The following is a 16608-nucleotide window of genomic DNA, read 5'->3' as shown; positions in this document are numbered from 1 at the left end:
AGGATTCACCGGCGCTGGGTTGAGTTTTTTAAATGGCGCACCACGGTCGTCGGGCTGATCTTCAACACCCGACCCGTATCACGTACCCCTGAGCCATTCATCGCCATGTCAATGATCCGCTCCGCTACACCAGGGCGATTCGCTTCATAACGGTAGTTCAACTGAAAACAGTGATGACACCCTCGGCAGCGATAACGCGCCTCTCCACTGGCGGCCTTACCATGTCGATACACCGCACTGGAACACTTCGGACATAACACTTCTATCGTTGCCATGATTCACTACTCTACGTACATCAAGAGCGTTAGTTTAAATGCTATTCAACCGCTTGGATACATGACCCACTAAAGTTTCAGTACAAGTTGCTTTAAGTTTGGCTTCACATAAGGCTTTCAAGCCTATTGGTTGCATACTAGTTGCAGAGCTAGTTGCATCAGATTCACTTAAAGTTGCAGGGTTGCATTCCCTAGGGCGTGCAACTGTGCAACTTTCTACTTTTTTGCGTTCCAACCATTGCTCAGCAATCACTCTCAGACTCATGAACGCCTCCTTCTTTTGCCAAGATTCCCCAGCCATGCGTAGAAATGCTTTGGCCTCCTGACGGTCTTTTTTCCCTCGCTTTCTTTATCAAGGCCGCCTGCTCTTCTGGTGTCATCGTGCTACTCTCCCTACTTCTTCGCCCAGTAGAGGTCGGCTTCTTTTTCAAATCCCCCAAGGCTTCAGCACTTGCTTAAGTGCCTTGATACGGTGGATTTATTGATCTCTAGTTCGTGAGCTATATCCCTTGCTTGCATGCCTAGATGCGCTAACTCCACGACCTTTTGATAATTCGTTTGCTCAACACTCGACACTACCCATTGTTCTTTTAAGCCAGTGCTACCTAGTTGAACTTCGATAGGCTCAACATCCTTTCCAAAAATGCCCCGCGCTTTTTCAAAATGGACTTCAAAACGCGCCCCCTGACCAGCTTCATAATCTGCAGGACGTTTTAGGCAAATCACAGTATCGAGCACATCCTCTCGTCTAGATGCGCCCCTCTGTGCACCCCCTTTGCCTGCATGATGAATGAATAAGACCGTGCGGCCTTCAGCTCTCATTTTGAGCGCCCATTGCTGGACGGGCAGCCAATCATCCCCTTTGTTTTCTTCTCCACTACGGACTAAGGTCGATAGGTTATCAATCACAATTAACTTGGCTTGATCCGTATAGGGCTTAATAGCCATCTGTCCTTCTTCGGTGGATAGATTGGGCATACCATGTTCACCTTGGTCATCAATTCCCATCAGCTGGAAATAGCCTGTAGGTGGTTCTTTTTCGCTAGCTCTAACAATCTGAATCAAACGCTCTTGCAGGGCAATCGCTGGCATTTCACCATCCAGATATAAAACTGGTTGAGGCGCTGGCGCTTTCCATGTCAGGAACTCACCTCCTGAAGCCACTGCATAGGCTACCCGTAAGGCGACATGCGTCTTACCCACCCCCCGCCATGCGTAGATCATGGCTAAGGCGGGATTCTGCAACCAAGGCGCTAGCAGATTACAGCGGGGTGGATAGGTCTTTTGTAAAAAGTCCTCAATCGCTATTGCTACTACCTCTGTCAATTGGCTGTTATCTGCTAGCGGTTGATGGGGTGGCGAATCAGAAAGCCCTTCCATGCCTTCAAATGCTGCTGACGGTATATCGTCATAAATAAACTTATGCAGTGCATCAGCCATGAGACACCCCCGCATAACTTTCTACTAAGCGACGGGCTAGCACTTTGGCGGCTTGAAGCTCTTCGGGCATCACCTCCACAAACTGAGGTTTAACCGCTTGCTGTGCTCGCTGGCGAAATTCAAACGCATCATCAAAGCCTCTTAATGCGTCGATTAAATCCGTATCCAAGCGCCGCCGCTCATCCTTCTTACGCGCCTTAGCCTGCATCATGACTTCATATTGTGCTGCTTGGTGGCGCAAAGCTAGGCGCGTTTCTGCATTCGGTGAGGCAACTCCTAGCAGGTCTGCTACGGCTGCAAATTGCTGGTAGGCATCCCAATTGAAGGCATGATTCAGCAAAGCGAAACCATCGCCTGTCTGTTGATGTCCACCACCACTGCAAAACCAGCTACCCGTTTCTTGATACTCTGGCAGGACTCGGAAACGATCACGCCCCCCACACGCTGGACACGGTGTATGTTTGCGATGGGATGTGGTTTGCAATGAGATACTAAGGGCGCGATGGATATACTCCCAACGCCCCCTTGCAGCCATGCGCACCGCGCCAAAATCTAGGTAAGGTTTGCAGGTTTTGCTATAATGGCGATGATGTTTTTGTGGGCTACTCAGTATTGGGGTGGCCTTTTTTTTGTTCATTATGCGGCTTCCTCACCTTCGACAACCTGCAAGCTGTCTGCCCATTTGTATAAATCTGACCAGCGATAGCCAACACGTTGACCACTGAGTTTGACGCGCTTAGGGAATGTACCTGTACGCTCCCATGCAATTAGAGTTGTGCGGCTCGTAATGCCTGCAAATTCAAGCGTGGCTTTGATGCTGGCAATGCCTGTTTTGCGGGTCTCTTGGGTGACTTGATAAATAGTCGATTGATTGTCCATGTTTTCTTCTCAAGTGATTCAACATGGACAAAGGATAACTGAGCAAATTGGGCATTTTTGGGCAGTTGCCCAACTGCGCAATTCTTGAGTTTTTATCAGAGTTTTAAATTTTTAGGATTTGTTGTGCGTCTTCTCAGATTTTCTGCGGATGTACCTAAGCTCTTAGCCAGCCGTGCACAGATTGCCGAATGACTTTGGCGATTATTTTTTGAATATTCGTCGTTTACCGCTGCCTGCCACTCATCGTATTTATGCTTTTTAGCTGCTGGCTCTCCCGCTTCTTCATCCTGCTGAAATTGCTCAGATTGTTTCTCGATTGGAATATTTTCAGATTCAACGTCGACGGGCTGATCTTTTGGTAGAGCCTGTACTGTATTTTTTAAAACATCACTCTGACTTATTTTAGATGCTGGCTCTTGTTCCTTCGCGCCCAGTTGGAGCAGTCTATCCATGTCTTTTTTCGACATGTATAAATCATTAGTATCAATCACTAAATAATCAGTATCTGACGCTCTATCAATCATAGCTTGCATATCGTTTTCTAAGCGCTTTAGACCGGGGATAGTGCTTTTATTTTTCAGTTCTTCTGCAAAGGATTGCTTTAAAAAATGGCGATGACTCGCAATATCCAAATGCTCCACGCCACCATCCCATGAATCATTCGGTAGATACAATGAACTGCATTTTGCGACCCTATCAACAATTAACGTTTCTAGTGTGCTGCTGAATAAAAAGGCTATTCCTGTCATGGGTTCTATATAGTCGCCCATTCCCATGACGGGCAAATCAACATAAAAACCCGGATCGTTTCCCCATCGCCAGACATAGATAGGTTCAGCAATTTTTATACAGACGCGAACGCCTCTATCAATGCATAGTCGCATGACCCATAAAATATCGGCAGCACCCCCTTCAATTTCGGCTATTTGCTCAGCAACTCTTGAAAGCCGGATAGTATTACCCACATCTTGCAGCCGATCTATCTCCATCAACACACCTTCACTGTGCTACCTCCAAAAGAAAACACACGCCAGCCAGTTGAAGGTTTGCTGGTTTTCGCCCCGTCGGGCTAGGCGTGTGAGAAAAGCATTAGGCGGGGAATGTGCGGCTAATCCTTATAGTGACTAAGAATGGTAAAACTGGTCATGCTAGGACAAGCACTGCCCTGAGATGAGCCAAGGACCTCATCTAAGATAACCTTGTCAGCAGACCCCTCTGCTTTACTTGTTCATAACCAACAGCTAAACCATCTGCATAGTTTGAGACCTCTTTTGCAACAACGTCTTTAATATCTGTTTGAAGTCGATATTTGAACAAAGCATCTTGAGTGGTAATTATATTTTCAATGGCTGAGCTATCTTGTGCTTCTTGTAAGCTGAGGGTGGATAGTAAGATAGCCTGATTGGGGATCATTTTGGCGATACCTTTTAGTTCTGCTAGATGACGGTGTGCAACAATCAAGGCTTTAAGAATGTTCGATTGATCTGCCAAAGGCAGCAGTTCTTTTAGTGAGATTGTTTGCATAATGTCCAACTTCTCAAAAAACAGGGATTCTTTTACATATCCTTGTCCATCTGCTCAAAAAAGGCAAATTTTGAGAAGATGCGATTAGTTGGCAATCCGTAGCGGTATTACATTAGTTTTCACTTCCCCTGCCAGAATACTATTTAGGTAAACATCCCATACCGCCATCACTTGACGCTTCTCTGCCAGATAGTCATAGCGGTCATAGTGTCGGCTGGATACATCCGTCATGGCATGATTCTGGAATTTGTCCCGATCTTCTTTGCGGATGCCTGCAAAGCCCATCAATGTTTTTACGGTGCGCCGAATATCTTTAGGCACAAAGGGTTCTAAGCCAATTTTGGGACAAAGGCGATTAATAGAGCGGGTTAAAGTAGCATAAGGCATGATTCCTTGTGCTCCCCTCACCTTGCCAAATAAAGCGCCTTTGTCATCCGCTTGCTCAATGCTGACTTGTAGCAGCTCTTGGGCAATGTCACCGAAGGGTACAATATGCGTAGAGCCATTTTTGGTATCGTGCAGAGTAACCAGATGGTTCTGAAAATCCACATCCTTGGTATGTAGCCCTAAAACTTCCTCAATACGCTGTCCACCCAAAGCAAATAATAAACGTATCGCTCGCACGACTTTAGGATGCATGTTGGTATGATCGAGTGCTTGCCATAACTGCCTAACTTCACTGCTGGATAAGTGGCGGTCGCGTGCCTGTTCAGTTTTTTCGGGTTTAGGTACATCCCGCACGGGGTTAGATTGGATGCCAAAACGCAATGCTTCAAAGTGGTGCTTAGCATCATTATCCCATTGAATACCAAACGTGAAGGCAGCACTCAGGTAAGCTCTAATGCGATTCGCAGCAATCAATTTATCGCGTGCAATCACTTGTGCTAGAACCCCTTTAATATCTTCAGCAGTTATATCTTTAGCTTTGGTGCTTTCATGAATAACCGGGTAGACATTGACTGTTAAAGCCCGCTCTACCTCTGACCATGAGCGCTTGTCATTGGCCTTCAAATCAGCAACATAAACTTCAATCAGTTGGCGAATACTCCCATTCATAGCTTCACGCTTTCTCTGAGCGTCTAAGTGCTTTCTTTGAGCTTCTTCTGCGGCCAGCTCTTCATTAAATACTATTTGCGGGTCACGCCCTGAATCATAAACTGCTCGCCATTTTACCCACAGTTGCCGCGCATCTTTCAAACTGGTTTCAGGGTAGTAACCTAAAATCATCGGTACATCGCGCCCTTGAGCAGTTTTGTAGCGAAATATAAAACTGATGCGCCCCTTCGGTGAGACTTTCACTCCAAACCCAGCTTTGCCTTCATCCATGCGTCGATAAGCTGTACCCGTGGCTTTTAGTGATTTGAGTAAATTGTCGGTGAGCTTCGGCATGATGCAGATGTATTTGTTAGGGTGAGAGTCCTAGATTATTCGGAGTCCACTGGTTGAGTGGCTAGGAATGGTTTAAAATGACTTGAAATAAACTGTTTTTATAAAGTTGCACTGACTATTTTTTAATAAGTCATTGATATTTTTAGTATTTGATTGTTCATCTTTAAACAGCTTAAGTTAATATTTTTTGCTGTTCACCTGACTTTTAATCAGGTGGTCATGCGTTCGAATCGCATACGACCCACCACCTTTAAAGCCTTGTAAATGAATAATTTACAGGGCTTTTTGCTTTTGGGGTGTTCGATACTTATCACCACACATCCATTCACTTCACCTACCAAAATACGATGGACTCGTATGCAGTCTCCGCTTTGTGCTGTTAGGAAGTGAGCCTTATTTATAATAATAAATTATATTTATCTATTAATAAGTACCATCCATCTGTGTTGATCTAGCTTGCACTCGCCTTAACATTCAATAATTTTATTAACAAAAAATTGAATGAATCAAAAAATCTTGAGTGTCCCAGCATAAATTTCAAATCAAAGCTTAAATGACAATTCATTGATTTTTATAAAAATTAACGAGAGCACCGATCATGACTCAAACCATCGAAACCACCCAGCTTCCTTCTGAACCCACTAATAGCCGTCGGAGCTTTCTAAAGAATTTAGGTTATGTCGCCGCATCGGTCGCCTCTTTACCTTTGGTCTCTGGAGCTTTAAGTAAAGTACAAGCAGCCGATTTTTCCTATGGTACCACCCCTTCGACCAATGTACTTGCACGCAAGAACCGAAACCTATACCTACGCCAATTTGCAGCTTCGATTCAATACGGTTTAAGAGTTCCTACGCAAACACCTAATCAAGATGAACGTCTGTACCAAGGTAAAATTGCTAATTTCTCTAAAGGTTTGCCACATAATAATTTAGGTGAAGTGGATCTGGTGGCGTATGACCGCTTATTAGCTGCCCTAAGTTCAGGTCGCTCGGCAGATTATGAGACGATTCCGATGGGTGGCAGTGTGAAATTAGCCAATCCACAGGCTGCTTTAACCTTTCAATTAGAAGGCGGTGACTCCCATTCATTTGCAGTTCCACCCTTCTTCTCTTTAGCCAGCGAAGCCTTAGCCGGTGAAATGACCGAACTGTATTGGCATGCCTTGGCTTTAGATGTGCCTTTTTCGCAATATGGGCTTGAAGCACAAACCACGGCAGCGATTAATGACCTTAAAGGCTTTAAAAATTACGCGACTGTGAATGCAGGGAATTTATTTCGTGCAGGTCTACCCGGTGATACGACCGGACCTTTAGTATCGCAATTCTTATGGCAAGATGTACCTTGTGGTCCTTTTACTTTGCAGCAACGTTATAAGCTACCGGTTACAGGTGATGTCCACATGACTCACTATGATCAGTGGTTAGCCATTCAACGCGGAGCACCTGCGACGACCACGACCCAGTTTGATACTACTCCACGCTATATGCGCAATGCCCATGATTTGGCTGAATGGGTGCATAAAGATTTCACCTTCCAAGCTTTCCAGCATGCTGCTTTGATTTTAATGGGGATGAATGCCCAACGTGATAGCCATCCTTATTCAAACTCCACTAGCCAAGCAGGGTTCATTACTTTTGGTGGCCCACATATTTTAGATTTAATCGCCAGAGTAGCTTATGCCGCACTTAAAGCCGCTTGGCATCAAAAATGGCAGGTGCATCGTTCATTGCGTCCAGAAGTCCTAGCCGGGCGCGTGCACAATCATCTCCGTGGTGCAGCGAGTTATCCTTTGCATAGTTCCTTATTGAACTCTAAAGGTAGCCAGCAAGTATTCTCACGTTATGGCTCTTATTTATTGCCCCAAGTTTATCCTGAAGGCTCACCCACACATCCGTCTTATCCTTCGGGACATGCGACGATTGCAGGGGCGTGTGCTACGGTTCTAAAAGCCTTTTTTAATGAGTCTTTTATACTCAATAATAGTGTGATGGTCAGTGACGATGGCTTAAGTTTATTACCTTATAACAGCCATGCCTTAACTGTAGGTGGGGAAATCAATAAGCTTGCCGGTAATATTGCTTTAGGACGTGACTATGCAGGTGTTCACTATCGCCAAGATGCGATTCAAGGTCTCTTACTAGGTGAAAAAATAGCCTTGAATTTATTAAGCGAAGCAAAACTCTTCTTCAGTGAAACCAATGTCAACTTCACTTTAACTCGCTTTAGTGGCCAAACTGTAAGCTTTTAATGTCTGATTTTTAGCCTCTCAATGCTTTGCATGGCAGGGGCTTGCCTCGTAAAAATTATTTTTGCTAATTGAGCTAAACCAAGCAATCAAAGCGTAGAATGCCTGTCTAAAATTAAGGGACAACGACTTTATACTTTGTGCGGGGATGAATAATGAAAAGATTGCCTTTAGCTTTAACAATGAGGTCACTGCCACTAGCCTTGTTAATGGCGAGTATTCTAGGTTTAAATGGCTGCGATGAAACTCCCACCTCTGCGGACACTGCTTCCGTTGCTAATCCTAAACCTGAAACTAATACCGCTAATACGACCAATAATGTCGTACCTGCCAAGCCTGTGCTTGATCCAGCCCGGATCGCAACGGAACTTCTTATACAACGCCCCGCTGCTATTCAAGCCCGTAATCAGCCGATTGTTTTAGGTTTTCGCCAAGCCCTCATCAGCGAAGATCAAGCAGGTACGAGTGCAGACCGCTATCTCAGCTTTAGCCCTGCAGTTCCCGGCAAAGCGCAGTTTGAGGGGACAAATCGGATCGTATTCGTCCCAGATGCCCCCTTAAACTCGGGGCAAACTTATATCTTAACGCTCAAACCACAGGGTTTGCTGAATATTCCCGCTGATACCCCTGAGCTTGAGTTTAGTTTTAAGACCAAGCCGTTAGAATTAGAAGTGCAAACCAGTGGCCTCGAGCCTGTTCCTGATCAAAGTACACAATTGCAATTGCGTGGCCAAGTGTTTAGCTCTGACTATCTAGAGCCGGATCAAATTGAAAAAATCCTCCAAGCCAAGGTACAGCAACAACCTCTCACGATTGCTTGGGAACATGATGCCAATGGTACTGAGCATCGCTTTACAGTCAAAGCCATTCCCCGCGAAACCTTTGCTACGGATCTGAACCTAAGCTGGGACGGTAAAGCCATTCAGGCGGTCGGTGCGAATAGTAGCGGGCAAAAAGCCTTGCCTATCCCTAGCATTAAGACCTTTACAGTGACCCGCTTTGAGACTTTAAGAGATGATAAAAACGAGAATGGTGGCAAGCCCTATGTAAGCATTAGTTTCTCGGATTCTCTCGATCCCCAACAAGATCTAACCGGTTTAGTTCAACTGGGTACTGGCGAAGTTAAAACCCAAATTGTCGGTAATCGCCTGTTAGTGTATCCGGCCACTGAGCTTGAACCGGGTGAGCATAAAGTCATTCTGAATCCAGGGATTAAAGCTGCCTCTGCGGAATTAGGCAAACTGACTGAGCGTAATGAGCAAAGTATTGCCTTAGAGCCACCTAAACCGGCTATCCGCTTTGTAGGCAAAGGCAGTATTCTGCCTGATAACCAAATCATGGAGATCCCCCTCGAAGCACGGGGCGTGAATGCTGTTCAAGTCACTGCGATGGAAATTTATCCAGAAAAGATCGAGCAATTCCTGCAAGTGAATAATTTGAGTGGTGATTCCGAGGCTGAGCGAGTGGGGCGCTATATTTGGCGCAAGACGATTCCTTTAAACGCGGCCAATCCTAATCAATGGAATCGGTATAGCATCAATGCCAGTGATTTATTTAAAACTAAACCCGGCACGATGTATCGTTTAGAATTATCCGTCGATCGTCGTCATTCTACCTTCCCTTGCCCAGCAGGCACACCCGCGCCACAAATTCAGGATAAACCACTGGCCAGCAGTGAAGATTATGATGGCTCAGCCGCTAGTGGTTGGGATGGTATTGCTGAGTATTATGTGGGAAGTGAAAATATCGAATATGATTGGGAAAAACGTGATGATCCTTGTAATGACAGCTACTTTAATTACACGGATAGCGCTAAAACGACCCATAATTTCATTGCAAGCAATTTAGGTTTAATCGCTAAGCAAGATACGGTCGGCAAGCTCCATGTTATTGCTACTGACTTACGGACAGCCGCGCCTGCGGCGAATACCACGGTCAGCTTAAAAAATTTCCAAGGCCAAACGCTAGCCACTGGAACAACCAATACCGACGGGTTTGCTGAGTTAGCTACTCCTAGTACACCGTTTCTAGTCGTGGCTCAACAAGGTAAAGATCAAGCTTATTTAAAGGTTAATGCCAATGCTGCCCTTGAGGTTAGTCAGTTTGATATTGGCGGGGATACCATCAATAAAGGTTTGAAAGGCGTTTTATACGGTGAGCGTGGCGTTTGGCGTCCGGGCGATGATATTCATCTCACCTTTGCACTACAGGATCGCAGTAAAACCTTGCCTGTTAATCATCCCGTCACAGTGCAATTGTTTGATCCAAGTGGCAAACTCAAGCAAACCTTAACTAATCGCCAACCCACTGGGCCGTTTTATACCTTCAATCTGAAAACAGCAGAGAGCGATCCGACGGGGGATTGGTTGGTCAAAGCCGTCTTAGGGGGCAGTACCTTTAATAAATCCCTAAAAATAGAAACGGTACGCCCGAATCGTCTAAAGGTTGATTTGAATTATGGTGTACCGGCCTTATTTGGTTACCAACCCTTGCCAGATGCTAAGTTATTTGCACAGTGGTTACACGGGGGTACAGCCGCTAATTTAAAAGCCGATGTGAGTGTACGCCTACGTGAAAAGACCACTAGTTTTAGTACTTTTAGTGATTATGCCTTTGATGACCCTACTCGCAAGCTCGATAGCGAAGATCAACAACTGTTGGAAGGACGTTTAGATAATCAAGGTTATTTAAGCTTTAATAAAAGCTTCCAACCTGAGCAACCGGCACCTGGGCTATTAAGTGCTTGGTTTACGAGTCGTGTCTTTGAAGAAGGGGGCGGTTTCAGCCTTAGCAAGCAAGAACTCGATTATTATCCGTTTGAAAATTATGTGGGGATCAAACTACCCAAAGGCGATGCTGAACGTAATATGCTGCTGACGGATACTGAACATACCGTGAGTATTGGTAGTCTGAACGCCGAAGGTAAAGAAGTGTCTCTTGCACAGGTTGAAGTCACTCTTTACAAAATTGACTGGAAATGGTGGTGGGATAAATCCCCCGATTCCTTAGCAGAATATGCAGACTCTAGCCATAGCAGCAAGCTGCAACAAGCGGTCGTCTCCACCACTAACGGTAAGGGTGAGTGGAAATTCCAGATTAAATACCCTGATTGGGGGCGTTATTTAGTACGGGCTTGTGATTTACAAGGCAAGCATTGTACCGGTAAAACCTTATATGTGGATTGGCCGGGTTGGGCAGGACGTGCACAAGAAGAAGGTAGCGGTGCTGCGGCTATGTTGCGCTTTAGCAGTGACAAAACCCAGTATAAGGTCGGCGAAACGGCGCAAATTCAATTGCCCGAAGCACAGGCAGGGCGTGCGTTATTAACCATCGAAACCAGTAGCCAAATTTTAGAGCAACGTTGGTTGGAATTTAATGGGCAGCGTAGTCAAGTGAGTATTCCGATCACATCTGCGATGGCTCCGAATGCCTATGTAAGCATTAGCTTATTGCAAGCTCATCAGAACAGGCAAAATGATCGACCCTTGCGGTTATATGGTGTGCTGCCACTGTTAGTTGAAGACCCAAGCACGCGCTTGCAACCGATTATTCAAGCGGCTGATGAATGGAAGCCTGAAAGCACTCAATTGTTCAAAGTATCAGAACAAGCCGGACGGCCGATGGATTACACCTTAGCAGTAGTCGATGAAGGCTTATTAGGTTTAACTCGCTTCCAAACCCCTGATTTGCATAAAGCCTTTTATCGTAAAGAAGCACTCGGGATTAAAACTTGGGATTTATTTGATAGTGTAATTGGTGCGTATAGCGGTAATTTAGAGCGGATGTTAGCTATTGGTGGGGGTGACGAAGCTCAAATCGACGATGCTGCCAATAAACCTAAACGTTTCCCACCCGTGGTGAAATTCCTCGGCGCTTTCCATTTGGATGCTGGGCAAACTGGCGAGCACACCATTGAACTCCCCTCCTATTTAGGTGCAGTGCGAGTGCTGTTAGTCGCAGCTGAAGCGAATCATGCGTATGGTATGGCTGAAAAATCAGTTTTCGTGCGTCAACCTTTAATGCTGCAATCCTCTTTACCTCGTACTTTGAAAATTGGCGAAAGTATGGAGGTACCACTGACCTTATTTGTGGCGGATGCTAACTTAAAATCAGTGGAAGTGAAGGTCGAGGCCGATGCCGCCTTTGCTAGTGTCGGACCTGTTGTGACGGTGCCTTTCACCCAAGCGGGTGAAAAAACCGCAACCGTCTTTATTAAAGCGGGTGCTAAACCGATGCAAGGTAAACTGCGCTTTATCGCAACCAGTGGTGATCAAACCAGTAGCCATGAAGTCGCTATTGAAGTGCAAGCGCCGAACCTGCCGAGTATACGTACCGTGAGCAGCACACTGGCTCCGAATGCAGGCTGGAAACAAACCATTACCCCATTTGGTTTAGCAGGTACTAATCAGAGCAGTCTTGAGTTGTCACCGATTCCGAATTTGAATCTGGAGCAGCATTTAGATTATCTGATTAATTATCCGCATGGTTGCTTGGAACAAACTACTTCAGCGGTATTCCCACAGTTGTATTTACCAAAGCTGCTTCAGCTTGAGCCGGAGCGTCAGCAAAAGGTTGAGCATTATGTGAAGCGTGCGATTGCTAAATTCAGTAGTTTCCAAGCCAGCAATGGTAATTTAATGTACTGGCCGGGTTCGGCTGAAGCGAATGATTGGGCCAGCTTATATGCGGGTCATTTCTTAGTTGAAGCCCAAAAACAAGGCTATAGCCTACCGTTGAGTGTGATGAGTGCTTGGCAAGGCTATCAGATTCGCCAAGCTCAAGATTGGACGAGCTCAGCGAGTGCTGAAGATACGAGCGCAACCCAAGCTTATCGTTTATACGTTTTAGCTTCAGCGGGCAAGCCTCAATTAGGTGCCATGAATCGCTTACGTGAATCGGGTAAAGCCAACGAGCAAGCACGTTGGTTATTAGCGGCTGCTTATCAACAAGCAGGCCAAGCGGAGGCTGCTCAGCAAACGACAGCGGGCTTAGTGGCAAATAGCTTAAATGTACCGGTTTCTGAAGCGACTTTTAGTCAGCGTTTAGGTCAGTTAGGTTTGCAATTAGAAACTTTATTAACCTTACAAAGACCGCAAGATGCTGATTTAGTTGTCCAGCAAATATCGGCTGAATTAGGCGATGCGACCAAGCGCTTTAATACCCATGATTTGAGTTGGGCTTTATTATCAGTGTCACATTATCTAAGTGCTATGCAGCAAACAGTAACAGCGGACTATGTACTGGATCAAGCAGCAGCTGTCACACTGACTAGCGCCCAACCGCTCCTCACTCAGTTATTAACCGCCAATGATCAGGCCTTCTTATTGACGGTAAACAATAAAGGCACTAATCAGTTGTATGCCGCTTTAAATCAGCGCGGGGTGGCTCAGATCGGAAATGAACAGGCTGAGTCGCAAGGTTTGCATATTCAAGCTGAGTTATTGGATCGAGCAGGGAATAAGCTTTGGGATGCAAGTATCGCGGATCCTAATCTAAAACTGCAACAAGGTCAGGATTATGAGCTGAGTCTTACTGTTAGTAATGGAACAACACAGAATCTACAGCATTTAGCTTTATCGGCTTTAGTCCCTTCTGGCGTAGAAATTGTTGTAGCTGATTCCAAACGGGTTGAAACGGCTGCGAATACTGAAGGCAGTACAGAGCTCGCTCCAGCTCAGCCAGCAGCTGCGGTGACTGGCTTAAGTTATCAAGATCTGCGTGATGATCGGGTACTGAGCTATTTCGACCTGGCGGCGGGTGCGAGCCAAAATGTGAAAATTCGTATGAATGCTGCTTACCTAGGTAAATATTATTTCCCTGCTCTTAGCGTAGAGGCGATGTATCAACCCGCTATTCGCGCCCGGACAGCGGGCGTATCGCTCAGTATCGTCAAAGCAGCGCCGGTACCGGTATCAACTGCAACTGCTAGCGCTGCTGAAATGGCTGCTGAAGAAGCTGAAACGGAGAGCAATCCTGATGCGCTTGAAGAGGATGAGGATGCAACGAATTAACAAATTAACGAGGTTCATGAGTTAATAGTGATCCATTGTTGCTAGCTAGCCTATAAGTCATGGCTCAACTACCACGCTTACCACTCTTACCCTTATCCTTGGCTAGGGTTCAAGGTCGAACCCTAGCCAAGTTTTGCTTCAGCTTATTATTCTTGGGTGGTTTACTCGTCGGTGGATGGTGGTGGTATTTTGACAGTCTGCCACGTCCCTTATTTGCCAAAACCCATGCCCAGATTTTGTTAGATCGACAAGGGCGCTTATTAAGTGCACATATTGCAGACGACGGACAGTGGCGCTTTCCTGCGATTGAAAAAGTCCCGGATAAATTTACCATCGCTTTGACTCAATTTGAGGATCGACGCTTTCAAAACCACAGTGGCGTGGATTTCCTCGCTCTGATCCGTGCCACGTATGACAATCTTCGCCAGCAACGGATCGTCAGTGGTGCTAGTACTTTAAGTATGCAGGTAATTCGCTTAGCCAGAGGTAATCCACCTCGGACCTTGCCTGAAAAGATCGTCGAGATGTTTCGTGCTTGGCGTTTGGAGTCTTTATATAGCAAACCTGAGATTCTGCAACTGTATGCAAGCCATGCGCCTTTTGGTGGTAATGTCGTTGGTTTAGAAGCCGCCGCTTGGCGTTATTTTGCGCGTGATCCTGAACAGTTGTCTTGGGCAGAGCATGCCCTCCTAGCGGTGTTGCCGAATAATCCGGCGCTTATCCATCCGGGCAGAAATCGCACCCAGCTTTTGCAAAAACGAAATCGGTTATTAGCCCGCTTATATACTGTGCAGGTTTTATCCAAGTTAGATTATGAATTAGCGATGGCTGAGCCTTTACCCGAAGCCCCCCATTTATTGCCCCGTTTAGCTCCGCATTTATTGGATACCTTAGCTGCTAGTTACCCGCAAGGTGAGCGCTTTCAGACGACTATTGACGCTAATTTACAACAGCAGCTCGTTACCCTCGCGCAACGCACGGGTGATCAATTAGCCCTCGAAGGTATTCAAAATTTGGCGATTCTAGTGCTCGATAATCATAGCCTAGCTACTTTGGCTTATATTGGTAATCGCCCAGATAGAGACTATCGTGCTGAGCTAGGGCATGCAATTGATCTGATCCAGCGTCCGCGCAGCTCAGGCAGTACGCTAAAACCTTTGCTATTTGCGGATATGTTGGAGCAAGGCATGCTGCTGCCAGACTCCTTAATTGCTGATGTACCTGTGAATTATACGGGTTTTACCCCCCAAAATTTTAATCGCCAATATCATGGTGCAGTCAGTGCTCGTGAAGCTTTAGCCCGCTCTTTAAATATCCCTTTTGTGAATCTATTGAGCTTGCGGGGTGTTGATCCTTTCTTGATGTATTTACGCCAGATGGGTTTTCAACATCTGCAGCGCTCAGCTCGACACTATGGTCTGAGTTTGGTCTTAGGTGGGGCAGAAACCTCTTTATGGGAGTTGACGGTTGCTTATGCCAATCTCGCACATTTGGCGCAAACATCCACTATCAAGCAGGCCTATTGGCAACAAGGTCGGCGCTTACAAACAGAAATAGCTGATTCTGGGCGTATTGCTACCTTGTCTAAGGCTACGGCTTGGCTGACTTTAGATTCACTCTTAGATTTAGCGCGTCCCGGTGATGAAGGTTATTGGGATAAGTTTAGTAGTAGCCGCAAAGTTGCTTGGAAAACTGGGACGAGTTATGGGCAACGTGATGCTTGGGCGATTGGTACGACACCGGATTATACGGTGGGTGTTTGGGTCGGGAATGCGAATGGTGAAGGGCGTGCGAGTTTAACTGGAACACAAACGGCTGCTCCCATTTTATTTAATACCTTTAATTTTTTACCTCTAGGCCGAGCTTGGTTTTCAAGCCCTGAGGCACAACTGACCGAGGTGAATATCTGTCGTAATGATGGTTATCTCAGCAATGGATTTTGCCAAACTAAACGGGTGAAAATTCCTCTGGGTAGCCATTTTTCACGGATGACCCCCTATCACCAACGTATTTATTTGGATGCATCACAACAATGGCGAGTCAATAGCGAATGCGAGTCCATTAGCAAGATGCAAGCTCGAGACTGGTTCGTGTTACCCCCGGATCAAGCCTATTATTATAAACAGTATCATGCTGATTATCAGCCTCTACCGCCGTGGCGTCCTGACTGTGTGGCTGACCTTGGTCATCAACAAGAGGCTTTAAGTGTGGTTTATCCACAGGAGGCAACACAAGTTTATTTACCACGTGAGCTAGACGGAAAATTAGGAGAGGTGATCTTTCGGGCAGTCCCGACCCATCCTGAGGCACTTTTGTATTGGCATTTGGATAATCAATTTTTAGGGACTACCCAAAGTTTTCATCAAATGGCCGTGCAGCCAGCCGCAGGTAAGCACCGACTAGCGGTCGTTGACGAATCAGGGCAGCGCATCGAACGCCAATTCGAGGTCTTAGTACATGAGGATAAATCGCAGTAAAAATAAATAGTTAGTTATCTAGATAATTAATTCAAACTTAAGTACTAATAAATAAAATTAATTAACCGTTGTTTTTTTAAGCGTATCGACTACAATTTGACCTGTGAAAAGTCTAGCGTTTGATCTTCGGATCCGGTTGGCGTTGCGCCACCTGTGCATTAAACCGAGCATTGCAACACAAGGAAGACTGTTTCAGCCTCGCTATTGCCCTAGATAACGTACCGGAGTGGGTACGAGCTGGGTCAATCGCGCCGCCGCAATTTCGTACCCACTCCGGTACGTTATCTAGGGCGCGAGTCAGTGAGTCTTCCATGTACCAGGTATTAAGGTAGATTTTTCAACGACAGTAAGGGGATGATCCATCCCCT

At 45.9% G+C, this 16608-nt stretch carries 11 protein-coding genes; 3 read left to right on the top strand and 8 right to left on the bottom strand.

Annotated features, from left to right (window positions below; genetic code table 11):
- Window positions 1-5: 5 nt before the first annotated feature.
- The 8 genes from B5D50_RS14430 to B5D50_RS14395 form a co-directional block, all read right to left on the bottom strand.
- The gene (locus B5D50_RS14430) at window positions 6-275 is read right to left on the bottom strand and encodes an IS1-like element transposase (RefSeq protein ID WP_078923360.1); all 270 of its coding nucleotides are present in this window, start codon (window positions 273-275) and stop codon (window positions 6-8) included.
- 34 nt (window positions 276-309) lie between these two features.
- Window positions 310-540: a hypothetical protein gene (locus B5D50_RS14425; protein WP_078923354.1), complete on the bottom strand. Its 231-nt coding sequence runs from the start codon at window positions 538-540 to the stop codon at window positions 310-312.
- 179 nt (window positions 541-719) lie between these two features.
- On the bottom strand, window positions 720-1715 hold the full coding sequence (locus B5D50_RS14420) for an AAA family ATPase (RefSeq protein WP_200807101.1): 996 nt from the start codon (window positions 1713-1715) through the stop codon (window positions 720-722).
- Window positions 1708-2352: a primase-helicase zinc-binding domain-containing protein gene (locus B5D50_RS14415; RefSeq protein ID WP_078923353.1), complete on the bottom strand. Its 645-nt coding sequence runs from the start codon at window positions 2350-2352 to the stop codon at window positions 1708-1710. Before B5D50_RS14415 ends, B5D50_RS14420 begins: the two co-directional genes overlap by 8 nt.
- The gene (locus B5D50_RS14410) at window positions 2352-2594 is read right to left on the bottom strand and encodes a helix-turn-helix transcriptional regulator (RefSeq protein WP_078923352.1); all 243 of its coding nucleotides are present in this window, start codon (window positions 2592-2594) and stop codon (window positions 2352-2354) included. The genes B5D50_RS14415 and B5D50_RS14410 overlap by 1 nt, the downstream gene beginning before the upstream one ends.
- Before the next feature lie 95 nt (window positions 2595-2689).
- Window positions 2690-3583, bottom strand: coding sequence for a hypothetical protein (locus B5D50_RS14405; protein ID WP_078923351.1), 894 nt, complete (start codon window positions 3581-3583; stop codon window positions 2690-2692).
- 199 nt (window positions 3584-3782) lie between these two features.
- Window positions 3783-4118: a Fic/DOC family N-terminal domain-containing protein gene (locus B5D50_RS14400; RefSeq protein WP_078923350.1), complete on the bottom strand. Its 336-nt coding sequence runs from the start codon at window positions 4116-4118 to the stop codon at window positions 3783-3785.
- Between the two features lie 84 nt (window positions 4119-4202).
- Window positions 4203-5507: a tyrosine-type recombinase/integrase gene (locus B5D50_RS14395; protein WP_078923349.1), complete on the bottom strand. Its 1305-nt coding sequence runs from the start codon at window positions 5505-5507 to the stop codon at window positions 4203-4205.
- 598 nt (window positions 5508-6105) lie between these two features.
- Here B5D50_RS14395 and B5D50_RS14390 point away from each other — a divergent pair.
- The 3 genes from B5D50_RS14390 to pbpC all read left to right on the top strand — a co-directional run bounded on the left by B5D50_RS14390 (window position 6106) and on the right by pbpC (window position 16240).
- Window positions 6106-7755: a vanadium-dependent haloperoxidase gene (locus B5D50_RS14390; RefSeq protein WP_078923348.1), complete on the top strand. Its 1650-nt coding sequence runs from the start codon at window positions 6106-6108 to the stop codon at window positions 7753-7755.
- Window positions 7756-7907: 152 nt separating this feature from the next.
- Window positions 7908-13763: an alpha-2-macroglobulin family protein gene (locus tag B5D50_RS14385; protein ID WP_234975890.1), complete on the top strand. Its 5856-nt coding sequence runs from the start codon at window positions 7908-7910 to the stop codon at window positions 13761-13763.
- A 59-nt stretch (window positions 13764-13822) separates the two neighbouring features.
- On the top strand, window positions 13823-16240 hold the full coding sequence (gene pbpC, locus B5D50_RS14380; protein ID WP_078923346.1) for a penicillin-binding protein 1C: 2418 nt from the start codon (window positions 13823-13825) through the stop codon (window positions 16238-16240).
- Window positions 16241-16608 lie beyond the last annotated feature (368 nt).

Source organism: Thiothrix eikelboomii, assembly GCF_900167255.1.
In the GTDB taxonomy this organism is placed as follows: domain Bacteria; phylum Pseudomonadota; class Gammaproteobacteria; order Thiotrichales; family Thiotrichaceae; genus Thiolinea; species Thiolinea eikelboomii.
The sequence above is the reverse complement of the archived record's forward strand: the minus strand, read 5'-3'. Positions and strand labels throughout refer to the sequence as shown.

Bases quoted from the DNA above. Each gene is read 5' to 3' on its own strand.
- B5D50_RS14390 (WP_078923348.1), top strand. From the start codon at position 6,106: ATGACTCAAACCATCGAAACCACCCAGCTTCCTTCTGAACCCACTAAT.
- B5D50_RS14405 (WP_078923351.1), bottom strand. From the start codon at position 3,583: ATGGAGATAGATCGGCTGCAAGATGTGGGTAATACTATCCGGCTTTCA.
- B5D50_RS14415 (WP_078923353.1), bottom strand. From the start codon at position 2,352: ATGAACAAAAAAAAGGCCACCCCAATACTGAGTAGCCCACAAAAACAT.
- B5D50_RS14420 (WP_200807101.1), bottom strand. From the start codon at position 1,715: ATGGCTGATGCACTGCATAAGTTTATTTATGACGATATACCGTCAGCA.
- B5D50_RS14400 (WP_078923350.1), bottom strand. From the start codon at position 4,118: ATGCAAACAATCTCACTAAAAGAACTGCTGCCTTTGGCAGATCAATCG.
- B5D50_RS14385 (WP_234975890.1), top strand. From the start codon at position 7,908: ATGAAAAGATTGCCTTTAGCTTTAACAATGAGGTCACTGCCACTAGCC.
- B5D50_RS14410 (WP_078923352.1), bottom strand. From the start codon at position 2,594: ATGGACAATCAATCGACTATTTATCAAGTCACCCAAGAGACCCGCAAA.
- B5D50_RS14395 (WP_078923349.1), bottom strand. From the start codon at position 5,507: ATGCCGAAGCTCACCGACAATTTACTCAAATCACTAAAAGCCACGGGT.
- B5D50_RS14430 (WP_078923360.1), bottom strand. From the start codon at position 275: ATGGCAACGATAGAAGTGTTATGTCCGAAGTGTTCCAGTGCGGTGTAT.
- B5D50_RS14425 (WP_078923354.1), bottom strand. From the start codon at position 540: ATGAGTCTGAGAGTGATTGCTGAGCAATGGTTGGAACGCAAAAAAGTA.
- pbpC (WP_078923346.1), top strand. From the start codon at position 13,823: ATGGCTCAACTACCACGCTTACCACTCTTACCCTTATCCTTGGCTAGG.